This window comes from Nocardioides sp. 503 (genome assembly GCF_004522095.1).
Classification (GTDB): domain Bacteria; phylum Actinomycetota; class Actinomycetes; order Propionibacteriales; family Nocardioidaceae; genus Nocardioides.
Map to the genome: position 1 here is coordinate 471136 of NZ_SPUI01000004.1, position 13505 is coordinate 484640.

A 13505-nucleotide genomic window follows, 5' to 3' on the forward strand; every position below is an offset into this window, starting at 1 on the left:
GAACGAACCGGCAACGGCCCTGTCGAGACCCGGTGAGACGAACGCAGACGGCAGGAACGGAAGGCGAGGAGCGATGACCGAGCACGTGGAGGCCCCGGTCGTCCGGCCGCGCCGGCTGCGGACGACGGCGGCGCTGCGCCGGATGGTCGCCGAGACCGAGGTGCGCCCGCGCCAGCTGGTCCTGCCGATGTTCGTGCGCGAGGACATCGACGAGCCCCAGCCGATCTCGTCGATGCCCGGCGTCGTCCAGCACACCCGCTCGACGCTCAAGGCCGCGGTCGCCGAGGCGGCCGAGCTCGGCATCGGCGGGGTCATGCTCTTCGGGGTGCCGGCCACCAAGGACGCCACCGGGTCCGGCGCGCTCGACCCCGACGGCATCCTCAACGTCGCGATCACGGACGCGGTCTCCGAGGTCGGCGACGCGCTCACGGTCATGAGCGACCTGTGCCTCGACGAGTTCACCGACCACGGCCACTGCGGTCTGCTCACGGCCGACGGTCGCGTCGACAACGACGCCACCCTGGCGGCGTACGCCGAGATGGGCCGCGCCCACGCCGCCGCCGGCGTCCACATGGTCGGGCCCAGCGGGATGATGGACGGCCAGGTCGGCGTCGTCCGGTCGGCGCTCGACGACGCGGGCCACACCGACGTCGCGATCCTGGCCTACTCCGCCAAGTACGCCTCGGCGTTCTACGGTCCGTTCCGCGAGGCCGTCGGCTCGTCGCTGCAGGGCGACCGACGCACCTACCAGCAGGACTCCGCCAACGCGCTGGAGGGCGTGCGGGAGGTGCTCCTCGACATCGAGCAGGGCGCGGACATCGTGATGGTCAAGCCCGCGCTGGCCTACCTCGACGTGATCCGCCAGGTCCGCGACGCCGTCGACGTGCCGGTCGCCGCCTACAACATCTCCGGCGAGTACTCCATGGTCGAGGCCGCCGCCGCGCACGGCTGGATCGACCGCGAGGCGGCGATCCTGGAGACCCTCGGCTCCATCCACCGCGCCGGCGCCGACGTGATCCTCACCTACTGGGCCGCCGAGGCCGCGCGCCTCCTGCGCTAGAAGCGGACGAGCGTCGACGGCGTGACCGCGGCCGTGACCGCTCGGTCGTGCGGCTCGGCAGGGACGTCGCGGTCGAGCTCGCCGTCGTGGAGCAGCACGCAGGTGAAGGTGCCGACCGGCACCCGCGCCAGCGCCCGGTCGTAGGAGCCGCCGCCGCGGCCCAGGCGCAGACCCCTGCCGGACACCGCCAGCCCGGGCACCAGCACGACGTCGGGGGTGGCGACCGCCTCCACGCCGAGACGCGGCCCGGCGGGCTCCAGCAGTCCGTAGCGAGCGCGGACGAGCCCGTCGTCGCCGGTGTGGACCGCCCAGTCGAGGTCGCCGTCGGGCAGCAGCACCGGCAGCAGCACCCGCGTGCCGGCCTCGTGCAGCGCGGCGAGCAGCGGCCCCGTGCCGGGCTCGCTCCCGACGCCGACGTACGCCGCCACGCCGGCCGCGCGGCGTACCTCCTCGGTGGCCATCAGCCGCGCCGCGACGGCCCGGGCCGAGCGCCCGATCTCGGCCGGGGAGAGGCGGTGGCGTGCGGTCGTGACCTGGTCGCGCAGGGCCACCTTGGCGAGCCCCGTCCCCAGGGGTTGCGGGCTCGGTTGTGGGGTCTGCACGGGACAAGCCTACGATCGGTGGTATGGGTAGCACTGGCTTGAACAAGGCGCGGGCCAAGATGGTCGAGGCCGGCGTCGACGAGGTGGCGATCGAGACCTTCGCCCACTACTTCCGGCTCCTCGAGCACGGCGAGACGGGGATGATCCCCGAGTCGTCGATCGACCCGGTGGACATGCCGTCGCTCGACGACGTCGAGGTCGACGACGAGGCCGCGGCCCAGGCCGTGCGCCACACCGCGGTCATCAAGCTCAACGGCGGGCTCGGCACGTCGATGGGCATGGACCGCGCCAAGTCGCTGCTGTGCGTGCGCCGCGGGCTGTCGTTCCTCGACATCATCGCCCGGCAGGTGCTGCACCTGCGCGAGCAGCACGGCGCCACCCTGCCGCTGATCTTCATGAACTCCTTCCGCACCTCGGCCGACACCATGGCCGCCCTCGGGCGCTACGAGGACCTGCCGGTCGAGGGGCTGCCGCTGGAGTTCCTGCAGAACAAGGAGCCCAAGCTGCTCGAGAAGGACCTCGCTCCGGTGTCCTACCCCAAGGACCCCGACCTCGAGTGGTGTCCGCCGGGCCACGGCGACGTCTACACCGCCCTGCGTGGCACCGGCCTGCTCGACCAGCTGCTGGCCCAGGGCTTCAAGTACGTCTTCATCTCCAACTCCGACAACCTCGGCGCCGTGCCCGACGCGCGCGTGGCCGGATGGTTCGCCGGCAGCGGTGCGCCGTTCGCGATCGAGGCCGTGCGCCGTACCCCCTCGGACCGCAAGGGCGGCCACTTCGCGCGCCGCAAGCAGGACGGCCGCCTGGTGCTGCGCGAGACCGCGCAGACCCCCGCCGAGGACGCCGAGGCCCTCGCCGACCTGGACCGCCACCGCTTCTGCTCGACCAACAACCTCTGGGTCGACCTGGCGGCCCTCAAGCAGGCGCTCGACGTCCGTCAGGGCATCCTCGGGCTGCCGCTGATCCGCAACGTCAAGAACGTCGACCCCGGCGACCCCTCGACCCCGAAGGTGATCCAGGTCGAGACCGCCATGGGCGCCGCGATCGAGGTCTTCGAGGGCTCGCAGCTGATCGAGGTCGGGCGCGACCGCTTCGTGCCCGTCAAGACGACCAACGACCTGCTGGTGCTGCGCTCCGACGTCTACGACATCGGCGGGGACTTCGTGCTCGACCAGGTGGCCGACGAGCTGCCGTTCGTGGACCTCGACGGCTCCTTCTACAAGCTGGTGCGCGAGTTCGACAAGCGCTTCCCCGAAGGCGCCCCGTCCATGCGCCAGGCGTCCTCGCTCAAGGTCGAGGGCGACTGGACCTTCGGCCGCGGCGTACGGGTCGTGGGCGACGTGGAGCTCGAGGCCACCAAGGCCGAGCGCGTCGCCCCCGACACGGTCCTGAGCGGCCCGGCGGATGCCTGACGGACTCGTCTCCGTCGACGAGTTCCTCGCGCGGGTCCTGGCCGACCTCCGACCCGCCGACCCGGTGGCGGTGCCGCTCCTCGACGCCCTCGGGCTGGTCTGCGCCGAGGACGTCACCGCGCCCCTGTCGCTGCCGCGCTTCGACAACTCCGCCATGGACGGCTACGCCGTGCGCCTCGCCGACGTGCTCGGCGCGAGCGAGGACGGCCCGGTCGTGCTGCCCGTGGTCGGCCAGATCGGCGCCGGCCAGGCCGGGCCCAGCAGCATCGCTCCGGGCCAGGTCGCCAAGATCATGACCGGCGCGCCGGTGCCCGACGGCGCCGACGCCGTCGTGCCCTACGAGTGGACCGACCGCGGCGCCGACACGGTGCACATCACCCGGGCGCCGTCCGAGCGCCAGCACATCCGCCCCGCCGGCGGGGACGTCACCGAGGGTGACCACCTGATCGCCGCCGGCACCCGGCTGGGGCCGCGCCACCTCGGCCTGCTCGCGTCGGTCGGGCGTCCGCACGTGTCGGTGCACCCGCGCCCGCGCGTGCTCATCCTCTCGACCGGCTCCGAGCTGCGCGACCCGGGCGGGCCGCTCGGCGCCGACTCGATCTACGACGGCAACTCCTACCTGCTGGCCGCCTCCGCACGCCGCTTCGGCGCCACCGACGTCCGCATCGGGATCGTGCCCGACGACCAGGACGCGTTCCTCGCGCTGCTGCACGACCGCCTCGACGAGGCCGACGTCGTGGTGACCAGCGGCGGGGTGTCGCAGGGGGACTTCGACATCGTCAAGGCCGCGCTGCGCACGCTCGGCACCGTGTGGTTCGGCGGCGTCGCGATGCAGCCGGGCAAGCCGCAGGGCTTCGGCGTCGTGGGGGAGCGGCGGGTGCCGATCTTCACCCTCCCGGGCAACCCGGTGTCGTCCTACATCTCCTTCGAGCTGTTCGTCCGCCCCGCGCTGCGCACGCTGATGGGCCTCACGCCCGCCGCCGAGCCGACGACGACCGCGACCCTCGAGGGTTCGGTGTCCTCGCTGTCGGGCAAGCGGCAGTTCCTGCGCGGGCGCTTCTCCCGAGACGCCGACGGCCCGACCGTGACGGTGCGCCCGATCGGGGGCACCGGCTCGCACCTCGTGGGCGACCTCGCCGCGTCCAACGCGCTCATCGTCGTGCCCGAGGAGCTCACCGCGCTCGAGCCGGGCGCCCAGGTGCAGGTCGTCCTGCTGGATCGAGGTACGCATGAGTGAGACCCCCCGGCTGACCCACGTCGACGAGACCGGCGCGGCCCACATGGTCGACGTCTCCGCCAAGGACGTCACCGCCCGCGAGGCCACCGCGTCCGGGCGGGTGCTCGTCTCCGCCGAGGTCGTCGCGCTGCTGCGCGGCGAGGGGATGCCCAAGGGCGACACCCTCGCCGTGGCTCGGCTGGCCGGGATCATGGGCGCCAAGCAGACGCCCGCCCTGATCCCGCTGTGCCACCCGCTCGCGCTCTCCGCGGTCTCGGTCGACCTCGTGGTCACCGACACCTCCGTCGACATCTCCGCCACGGTGCGCACCACCGACCGCACGGGCGTGGAGATGGAGGCGCTGACCGCGGTCTCGGTCGCCGCGCTCACCGTCATCGACATGGTCAAGGCCGTCGACAAGGCCGCCGTCATCACCGACGTGCGGGTCGAGGCCAAGTCCGGCGGGCGCTCGGGGGAGTGGACGCGATGAGCGCCCTGGCCGGCGCCGTGGTCGTGGCGTCCAACCGCGCCGCCGCCGGGGTCTACGAGGACGCCACCGGCCCGCTGATCGTCTCGTTCCTCGAGGAGCTCGGCTTCGCCGTCGGGGCGCCTGCGGTCGTGCCCGACGGCGACCCTGTGGGTGCGGCCATCGCGGCCGCGGTCGCCGCCGGCGCGCGTGTGGTGCTCACCACCGGCGGCACCGGCCTGACCCCGACCGACCGCACCCCCGAGGCCACCCGTGCGCTGCTGGACCGTGAGGTGCCCGGCATCGCCGAGGCCATCCGGTCGGCCGGCGTGGCCGCCGGTGTGCCGACCGCCGTACTCTCTCGCGGGGTGGCGGGGGTCGTGGGCGCGGCGCTCGTCGTCAACCTGCCGGGCTCGCGCGGCGGCGTCAAGGACGGGCTCGAGGTGCTGCGGCCGATCCTGGTGCACGCGGTCGAGCAGGTCGTGGGCAGTGACCACTAGCCGTCCCGGGGCGTGGCCGGCCCGGCTGACCTCGGGCACCGACCCCGTCGTGGTGCTGCGACCGCTGGCGCTCTCCGACGTCGAGTCGTGGCGCCTGGCCCGGCAGCGCAACGCCGCCTGGCTAGCTCCTTGGGACGCCACCGCACCGCCGGGCTCGACCGCCCGGGTCTCGTCGTTCCGCTCGCTGGTGCGACGGCTCCGGCGGCAGGCCCGGCAGGGCACGACGTACCCCTTCGCGGTGGAGGTCGACGGCCACTTCGCGGGTCAGGTCACGATCAACAACATCGTGCGGGGCTCCGCGCAGTTCGCCTCCGTCGGCTACTGGCTGGACCAGCAGTTCGCCGGTCGTGGCGTGATGCCGCGGGCCGTGGCGATGGCGGCGGACCACTGCTTCACCGCCGCCGGGCTGCACCGGCTCGAGGTGGCCATCCGCCCTGAGAACTCCAACTCCCTGCGGGTGGTTGAGAAGCTGGGGCTCGCCGAGGTTGGCTTCGCACCCCGCTTCCTGCACATCGACGGTGCCTGGCGCGACCACCGCATCTACGCCGTGACGGTCGAGGAGTGCCCCGAGGGCATGCTGGCGCGCCTGGAAGCGTCGGATTCACACCAGTAACAGCAGCAATTTGCGACACACGGGTAGACATCCGTCCCAGTCCGGGGTAGCGAACCTAACCTCGGACTCGTGGACCTGAGCGCACTGATCTTCGTAGCCCTGGCGGTGTCCTGGGCCGTCTACCTGATCCCCAAGGCGCTCAAGCACCATGACGACGCCGGCCGCAGCCGGTCCGTCGAGCGCTTCTCGCACACGATGCGGGTGCTGGCGCGGCGCGAGCCCACCAGCCGCACCAGCGCGCGCCTCGTCGTGACCCCCGGCAAGCCCGCGTCGACCGCGGTGCCCGTCGTCGAGGCCGCGCCCGCCGACGCCCCCGCGCCGGTCGCGGCCGCCACGCCCGCGCCGCGCCCCCCGCGCGCCGAGCAGCAGGCCCGCCGCACCGCAGCCGCCCGCGCCGCCAAGCGCCGCCTGCGCGTCGTGTCCCTGATCGGGCTGGTCAACCTGGTCGTCGTGGCGCTGGCCGTCGGGGCGTTCGTCCCGTGGCCCTACGTCGCGATCCCGGTCGTGGTGCTGGCCCTGTGGCTGGTGGCCTGCCGGCTGATGGTCAAGCGCGAGCGCGCCGTCGACGCCCCCATCGTCACCATCCCCGTCGTGATGCCCGACGAGCCGGCCGAGGAGGGTCCGGTCACCGAGGAGATCGCCGCGGTCGTCGAGGACGCCCCCGTCGAGCGCGAACCCGGCGCCTGGGACCCGGTGCCCGTCACGCTGCCGACGTACGTCTCCAAGGAGCAGGCCACGCGCCGCACCGTGCGCACCATCGACCTCGACTCCACCGGCGTCTGGACCTCCGGTCGCAGCGAGTCCGACAGCGCGCTCGCCCGCGAGGCCGAGGAGGCCGACCGCACCGCCAAGGCCGCCCGCAAGGACGACGAGCGCCGCCGCGCCTCCGGCTCCTGACCGATTCGGAAAGCCCCTGGGGCTGGTGCTAACGTTTCGACCCGCGCCGTCGGTCACCCCGTACGGCGTGATGGGGCTGTGGCGCAGTTGGTAGCGCGTCTCGTTCGCAATGAGAAGGTCAGGGGTTCGAATCCCCTCAGCTCCACCACCGGACGAAGAGCCCGCAGGTCACCTCGATCTGCGGGCTCTCGCCTTTCCCGCCGTCGCGGAAGGTGCGCTAACTGGCGCCTTCCAGGCCCCTGAGCCGTCGTTCGCACAGCGCGGCGCCGACCAGCACCGCGACTCCGGTCCAGCACGTCGCGCGACCCGCCCACTCCATGGGGGGCACGCTCAGCACGAGGGCGCCGACGAAGCTGACCGCGACGCCGACCGCGATGAGCACCCAGCCGCTGAGGCGGATACGACGCACGCCGCTGGGGACGCGAGATGACTCAGGCACGAGGTGAACCTGGCAACGGCTCAGAGGCTGGGGAGCGGGACGGTGACCCTCTGCAGGAAGTGGTCGGACGCGATCTGGGAGGCCCGGTGGTAGGTCTGGTTCACGTAGCTGCACGAGCCCTTCACCGAGCCGAGCGTCAGGACGTAGTCACGGCGCAGCGGCGTGCGCGGCACGGGGAAGACCGACTGGCTCGTGGTGGGGTACGCCGCACCGGAGATGCGCTTGGTGGCGTAGGCGTCGTAGAAGCCGGCCTGCATCAGCAGCCAGTGCGCGTTGTCGTAGGGGATCGTGTTGGCGGTGGAGTTCAGGTCGCCGGCCAGGATGACGGTGTCGCCGAAGGTCGTCCGGAGCCGGCGCAGGTGGGCGATCGTCTGCTGGGTCTGGCGACCGCGCAGCTTCCAGTCCCGGATGTTGCCCGCGGGCTGGCCGACGGCGAGGTGGTTGGAGGTCAGGACGAACGGCGCCTGCGTGCCGGTCACCGACTGCAGCCGGACCCAGGGCACCAGCGAGTCCATCTTGGCGACCGAGTCCATGACCCGGTCCATCCCGGAGTCCAGCTCGGTGTACTTGCTGGCGTCGTAGAACACGCGCGTCCCGATGTGGCCCGGGGTGCGGCCGGCGGGCGGCTTGTAGTCGCTGTCGGCCAGGGCGTCGACCCACTGGGCGGTGGTGTCGGGGTCCTTGTCGTTGAGCTCGTCGAGGATCCACCGCTGCTGCGTCTTGGGGCCGAAGCCGATGCCGGCCTTGCCGCTGGCCTCCTGGATGGCGATCGCGTGGGCGCCGCTGCGCAGGATCTCGGTGATCACGTTGGGTCCGCGACGGCCCCAGTAGGTCAGCGAGCTGGGGTTGGTGTCGCCGGTCCAGGTGCGCACGTTGAACGTCGCCACGGTGGCCTGGTCCTTGGCCGCCGCCGTGCACTGGCTGGTGATCGGCGCCTGGATCCACTTGGCCGGGCTCTGGCTGCGCGAGCGGTTGCGCTTCACGTAGATGACCTTGACGAAGGAGTACCTGCCCGAGGCCGTCGTCGCGCCGAAGGCGTGCGAGACGATGACCGACTGCTTGCGGCGGTTGAGCTTGTAGGACTTCAGCATCGTGTTCATCTTGCGGCCGGGGCTGACCTGCACGACGACCTGGCGGAAGCGCGACGCGGGCCCGGGGCGACGCCAGCTGACCTTGATGCGTCCGTTGGCGGTGGGCGCCAGGCGGAGCTTCAGGTTGCCCGCGCCGTTGACCTGGCTGCCCGAGGCGGTGCCGGTCGGGTTCGTGTCGCGGCGGTGCTGCTGGGCCGCCTGCCGGGCGTCGGCGGGCGAGGACAGCAGGGTGACGGCGAGGACCAGGGCGATCCCAGAGACGACAGCCCCCGAGAGGAGGCTCGTGGCCTGGCGGGCGAGAAGCGGCGATGACATGGGTACTCCGGACGCGGGATGCGGTTCCTGGGCAGGGACCGTGCAGGCCCCATGGTAGGTGGGGAGGCCTGGCGCGTGGGTTTCTTCGGGAAAGCAGGTCGCGGTTAGTGTTTCGACGCGTGAGTGCCATGACCGAGACGCGCGTGCCCCCGCGTGCCCCGTCCAGGAGCTTCCGCCCCGACATCGAGGGCCTGCGCGCCGTCGCCGTCCTGTCGGTCCTGATCTACCACGCCAACCTCGCCTGGGTCCCCGGCGGCTACGTCGGCGTGGACATCTTCTTCGTCATCTCCGGCTTCCTCATCACCTCGCTGATGGTGCGCCAGGTCGAGCGCCAGGGGCGGCTTGGCCTCGCCGACTTCTGGGCGCGTCGGGCCCGCCGCCTCCTGCCGGCGAGCACCCTGGTGCTGGTGTTCAGCGCGGTCGTCGCGCTCGTGTGCCTGCCGGTCAACACCCGCAAGGACTTCGGCGGGGACATCGTCTCCGCCGCCCTGTACGTCGTGAACTGGCGGCTGGGCGCGCGGGAGGTCGACTACCTCGCCGAGAACGTCGGCGCCTCGCCGGTGCAGCACTACTGGTCGCTCGCGGTGGAGGAGCAGTTCTACATCGTCTGGCCCCTGCTGATCGCGGCCCTGGTCGCCCTCTTCCGCACCCGCTGGCGCCCGGCGCTGCTGGTCGGGATCACCGCGGTCACCGTGGCCTCCTTCGTCTTCACGCTGTCCTACACCGTCGCGCAGCCCGACCTCGCCTTCTTCGTCTCCACGACCCGGATCTGGGAGCTGGGCGTGGGCGCCCTGCTCGCCATCGCGTTCCCGGTGCTCGTGCGCCTGCCTGCCGCGCTGCGCGGGGCGCTGGGCTGGGTCGGGCTGGCGGCCGTCTGCTACAGCGTCCTGCAGCTGGACGACGCCACGGTCTGGCCGGGGACCGCGACCCTGCTGCCCGTGCTCGGCACGGCCGCGGCCATCCTCGCGGGCGGCGGTGCCGCGCCCCGTTGGGGCGTCGGGCTGGTCCTGGGGCTGCGCCCGGCGGTCTGGATCGGCGGACTCTCCTACTCGCTCTACCTCTGGCACTGGCCCTTCCTGATCGCGGCGGAGGGCCTCTGGGGGGACCTACGGGTGCGCCAGGCACTGCTGGTGGTCCTGGCCTCGGCGATCCCCGCGTGGCTCTCCTACCGCTACGTGGAGACCCCCTTCCGCCACGCGCCGCGCTTCGCCCTGCCGCGCCCCGCGCTGCTCGCCGGAGCCGCCGGGATGGCGGTCTCGATCGTCGCGGGGTTCGCGCTGGTGGCCTCCTTCGGCCTGGTCGACACCGTCGAGGAGGCGACGGCCGAGGAGGCGCCCGGTGCGCTCGCGCTGAACGACCCGCGCTTCGCCGACACCGACTGGGCGGCCCTCAAGACCGTCGACGTGCTGCGACCCTCACCGCTGGATGCCTACGCGGACTACCCGTCGATCAACCGGGACGGCTGCGTCGCCTCGATGATCGAGGAGGACTTCAAGCCGTGCGAGTACGGCGACCCGGACGCCGAGCGCACCGTCGCCCTGGTCGGCGACTCCAAGGCCGCGCAGTGGTTCCCGCCGATCCGCGCCATCGCCGAGAAGGAGGGCTGGCGGCTGGTCGTCATGTTCAAGAACGGCTGCCCGTTCGCCGCCTCGCGGGTGCTGGTCAACGGCCAGCCCAGCCCCAGCTGTGCGTCGTGGCAGCCGTGGGCGATGGAGCAGCTCGAGGAGCTGCGCCCGGACGTCCTGCTCACGGTCACCAGGAACTCGCGGGCGCTGCCGCCCGGCGGCACGACCGAGGACGACGCGCGCCCCGAGCCCATGGTGGAGGGCCTGGTCGAGTACTGGCAGCGCCTGGTCGACGCCGGCATCATGCTGGTGCCGATCCTGGACACGCCGATCCCGGTGAGCAAGACGGTGCCCGACTGCGTGCAGGACCACCTCGACGACCTCACCCAGTGCGTGTCGCTGAAGAAGAAGGGCACGCCCAGGTCCGGTGCCCCGGCCCAGCTCGCCGCGGCGGAGCAGGTGCCGGAGGCGAGGATCGTGGACATGTCCCCGGTGGTGTGCCCCGACGGCGTGCACTGCCCGCCGGTGATCGGCAACGTGCTCGTCTACCGCGGCGGGACCCACCTCAGCAACACCTACGCCAAGACCACCACGACGATCCTGGCCGAGAAGCTGGCCGAGGCGACCGGCGGACTCTTCGGCTCGGCCGCGCCGGCGAGCGGCTGACGGACCGGACGGCCGACGGCCGGACGACGGAGCGTGCGGTCTAGCGCACCATGCTGTTGTCGTGCATGACGGCCACCTTGGCCTTGACGCTCAGCAGGGTCTCGATGATGAAGTCCTCACGACCCCCGTCGAGCCGGCTGATCGGCACCGCGACGCTCAGGGCGTCGAGGGCGGGTCGCGCGAAGGGCAGCGCCACGCCGAAGCAGCGCACGCCCATGCAGGACTCCTCGCTCTCCACGGCGTAGCCGTGGACCGAGGCCTGGTCGATGATCGTCAGCACGGCGTCCTTGTCGGTCGTCGTGTGCGGCGTGAGCGCGGTGATGCTGTCGGGCACCAGCTCGTGGCGAGCGGGCTCGGGCATCTCGGCCATGATCGCGCGCCCCAGCGACGTGCTGTACGCCGGCAGCCGGCGGCCCACCGCCGAGTGCATGCGCAGCGGGTGCACCGACTCGCGCTTGGCGGTGTAGATGACGTCGGCGCCGTCGAGCCGGCCGACGTGGACGGTCTCCTCGGTGGCCGCGGCCACCTCGTCCATCACGGCCTTGGCGCGGGCCAGCACCGGGTCGCCGTCGAGGTAGGCCGAGCTCACGACCAGCGAGTGGATGCCCAGCTGGTAGACGCTGCCCGTGGGGTCGGTCTGCAGCCAGCCGCGCGCCGTCATCGTGCGCAGCAGCGCGTGCAGGCTGCTCTTGGGGATCTGGAGACGGGTCGACAGCTGGAGCTGGGTGCCGGGGCCGTGGGCGGCGATCTCGTCCAGCAGATCGAGGGCGCGGGCGGCGGACTTGACCGGTCCCGCGACCGCCTCGCGGGTGGGCGTCTTCTCGAGCTGCATGGCGAAGCCTTCTTCTGGTGGTGGGGCCGTTCCCCGCACAGGCGACCACTGTACGCGAAGTTCGCATACGTGGACTAGTTTCAACCCCTTGACCAGTGACGGCGGTCACGTGTAGCGTCCCAGTTCACAAGTACGAACACAGTTCATGAGTCCGAGGGAGCATCTGAGTGATCCAGGTCCGCTATTCATCATCGCCGTCGAGCGTGGAGACCGCCCACGCTGCGGACCTGCGCGAGCGCTTCCTCGTCGACGAGCTCTTCGTCCCCGGCGAGGTGTCCGGCGTCTACACCCACGACGACCGCATGGTCGTGGGCGGCGCCGTCCCCGGCGCCGACCAGCTGGAGCTGCCGGCCTGGGAGGACGTCCTCGGCGTGACCTCCCACCTGGAGCGCCGCGAGCTCGGCATCATCAACGTCGCCGAGGCCGGCCACGTCCTGGTCGACGGTGAGAAGTTCGAGCTCGGCCACCTCGACGGCCTCTACGTCGGTCGCGGCGCCGAGGTCGTCTTCGCCGGCCCCGACGCCGCGTTCTACTTCGTCTCCGCGCCGGCCACGGTCACCTACCCCACGACCACGCTGGGTCACGACACGATCGAGCCGGTCGCCATCGGCACCGCCAAGGCCGCCAGCGAGCGCCACCTGTTCCGCTACGCCTGGGGCGAGGAGCTGCGCACCGACCAGCTGCAGTTCGGCGTCACCGTGATCGCCGACGGCTCGGTGTGGAACACCCTGCCGCCGCACCTGCACGAGCGGCGCACCGAGGTCTACCTCTACGTCGACCTCGACGAGGACGACCGGGTCTTCCACTTCCTCGGCCAGCCCGGCGCGACCCGCCACCTGCTCGTCAAGAACCGCGAGGCCGTCATCTCGCCGCCGTGGTCGATCCACGCCGGCGCCGGCACGAGCTCCTATGCCTTCGTCTGGGCCATGGCCGGCGAGAACAACGCCTACACCGACCTGCGGTCCGTCGCGCTGGAGGAGCTGTGAGCTCGCCGTTCGACCTGACCGGGCGCTGCGCCGTCGTCACGGGCGCGGGCCGCGGCCTCGGCCAGGGCGTGGCCCTCGGCCTCGCGCAGGCCGGTGCCGACCTGGTCCTGCTGGGCCTGCCCGGCAGCCAGACCGAGACCCAGCAGCTCGTCAAGGAGCTCGGCCGCGACGTCGAGGTGCATGACCTCGACGTCGCCGACCTGGACGCGATCGAGAAGGTCGCCGCACGGGTGACCTCCGAGCACCAGGTGGACATCCTCGTCAACAACGCCGGCATCATCGACCGGGAGGACTCGGTCGACGTCACCCCCGAGGCCTGGGGCCGCGTGCTGGACATCAACCTCTCGGGACTCTTCTTCCTCTGCCAGCAGCTCGGCCGTCCCATGGTCGAGCGCGGCAGCGGCAAGATCGTGAGCATCGCCAGCCTCCTGGCCTTCCAGGGCGGGCTGCGCGTGGTCTCCTACGCCGCCAGCAAGCACGGCGTCGCCGGCATCACCAAGGCCCTCGCCAACGAGTGGGGTCCCCACGGCGTGCAGGTCAACGCCATCGCGCCCGGCTACATGGCCACCGACAACACCACCGCCCTGCGCGAGGACGCCGACCGCTCGCGGTCGATCCTCGAGCGCATCCCGGCGGGTCGGTGGGGGACCCCCGACGACGTCGCCGGGTCCGCGGTCTTCCTGAGCTCCTCGGCGGCCGACTACGTCAACGGCCACGTCCTCGTGGTCGACGGAGGCTGGATGGCCCGCTGAGCCCCCACGTTCCGACCGCACCTCCCACGACGGCCGCACCCGCGGCCCGCCTCACCCCTTCTCGGACCACCACCGCCGGAGTCCCTGGCACCA

Annotated in this window: 14 protein-coding genes and 1 tRNA gene; 11 read left to right on the forward strand and 4 right to left on the reverse strand. The window is 72.3% G+C overall.

Annotated elements, in window-relative coordinates; translation table 11 throughout:
• Positions 1-73 precede the first annotated feature (73 nt).
• Positions 74-1060: a porphobilinogen synthase gene (gene hemB, locus E4622_RS16055; protein WP_134741211.1), complete on the forward strand. Its 987-nt coding sequence runs from the start codon at positions 74-76 to the stop codon at positions 1058-1060.
• Here the strand turns inward: hemB and E4622_RS16060 are convergent.
• Positions 1057-1662 (reverse strand): 5-formyltetrahydrofolate cyclo-ligase, encoded by a 606-nt coding sequence (locus E4622_RS16060; RefSeq protein ID WP_245156063.1) that lies wholly within the window; start codon positions 1660-1662, stop codon positions 1057-1059. The two genes, hemB and E4622_RS16060, sit on opposite strands and share 4 nt — an antisense overlap.
• 23 nt (positions 1663-1685) lie before the next feature.
• On the opposite strand from E4622_RS16060, the gene E4622_RS16065 reads away from it, so the two are divergent.
• The 7 genes from E4622_RS16065 to E4622_RS16095 all read left to right on the forward strand — a co-directional run bounded on the left by E4622_RS16065 (position 1686) and on the right by E4622_RS16095 (position 6914).
• Positions 1686-3074 carry a UTP--glucose-1-phosphate uridylyltransferase gene (locus tag E4622_RS16065; RefSeq protein ID WP_134741212.1) on the forward strand — a complete coding sequence of 463 codons (1389 nt, stop codon included), beginning with the start codon at positions 1686-1688 and terminating at the stop codon, positions 3072-3074.
• A complete protein-coding gene (gene glp / locus E4622_RS16070) occupies positions 3067-4311 on the forward strand; it encodes a gephyrin-like molybdotransferase Glp (protein WP_134741213.1) in 1245 nt (414 codons plus the stop codon). Before E4622_RS16065 ends, glp begins: the two co-directional genes overlap by 8 nt.
• Entirely contained in the window at positions 4304-4780 is a 477-nt protein-coding gene (gene moaC, locus E4622_RS16075; protein ID WP_134741214.1) for a cyclic pyranopterin monophosphate synthase MoaC, read from the forward strand. Before glp ends, moaC begins: the two co-directional genes overlap by 8 nt.
• A complete protein-coding gene (locus tag E4622_RS16080) occupies positions 4777-5256 on the forward strand; it encodes a molybdenum cofactor synthesis domain-containing protein (protein ID WP_134741215.1) in 480 nt (159 codons plus the stop codon). The genes moaC and E4622_RS16080 overlap by 4 nt, the downstream gene beginning before the upstream one ends.
• Positions 5246-5869 (forward strand): GNAT family protein, encoded by a 624-nt coding sequence (locus tag E4622_RS16085; protein ID WP_209021969.1) that lies wholly within the window; start codon positions 5246-5248, stop codon positions 5867-5869. The genes E4622_RS16080 and E4622_RS16085 overlap by 11 nt, the downstream gene beginning before the upstream one ends.
• A gap of 69 nt (positions 5870-5938) precedes the next feature.
• Entirely contained in the window at positions 5939-6766 is an 828-nt protein-coding gene (locus E4622_RS16090) for a hypothetical protein (protein WP_134741216.1), read from the forward strand.
• Between the two features lie 72 nt (positions 6767-6838).
• A tRNA-Ala gene (locus tag E4622_RS16095) sits at positions 6839-6914 on the forward strand.
• A gap of 69 nt (positions 6915-6983) precedes the next feature.
• Here the strand turns inward: E4622_RS16095 and E4622_RS16100 are convergent.
• Both E4622_RS16100 and E4622_RS16105 read right to left on the reverse strand, forming a co-directional pair.
• Complete coding sequence (locus E4622_RS16100; protein WP_134741217.1) at positions 6984-7205, reverse strand: hypothetical protein; 222 nt, start codon at positions 7203-7205, stop codon at positions 6984-6986.
• 20 nt (positions 7206-7225) lie between these two features.
• The gene (locus E4622_RS16105; protein ID WP_134741218.1) at positions 7226-8611 is read right to left on the reverse strand and encodes a hypothetical protein; all 1386 of its coding nucleotides are present in this window, start codon (positions 8609-8611) and stop codon (positions 7226-7228) included.
• Between the two features lie 128 nt (positions 8612-8739).
• Here E4622_RS16105 and E4622_RS16110 point away from each other — a divergent pair, with 128 nt between their 5' ends.
• On the forward strand, positions 8740-10842 hold the full coding sequence (locus tag E4622_RS16110) for an acyltransferase family protein (RefSeq protein WP_245156091.1): 2103 nt from the start codon (positions 8740-8742) through the stop codon (positions 10840-10842).
• A gap of 40 nt (positions 10843-10882) precedes the next feature.
• Here the strand turns inward: E4622_RS16110 and E4622_RS16115 are convergent, their stop codons facing one another.
• A complete protein-coding gene (locus E4622_RS16115) occupies positions 10883-11674 on the reverse strand; it encodes an IclR family transcriptional regulator (protein WP_134741220.1) in 792 nt (263 codons plus the stop codon).
• Positions 11675-11841: 167 nt separating this feature from the next.
• Here E4622_RS16115 and kduI point away from each other — a divergent pair, with 167 nt between their 5' ends.
• Both kduI and kduD read left to right on the forward strand, forming a co-directional pair.
• Entirely contained in the window at positions 11842-12660 is an 819-nt protein-coding gene (gene kduI / locus E4622_RS16120; protein WP_134741221.1) for a 5-dehydro-4-deoxy-D-glucuronate isomerase, read from the forward strand.
• Positions 12657-13412 (forward strand): 2-dehydro-3-deoxy-D-gluconate 5-dehydrogenase KduD, encoded by a 756-nt coding sequence (kduD, locus tag E4622_RS16125; RefSeq protein WP_134741222.1) that lies wholly within the window; start codon positions 12657-12659, stop codon positions 13410-13412. The genes kduI and kduD overlap by 4 nt, the downstream gene beginning before the upstream one ends.
• The last annotated feature ends 93 nt before the right edge of the window (positions 13413-13505 follow it).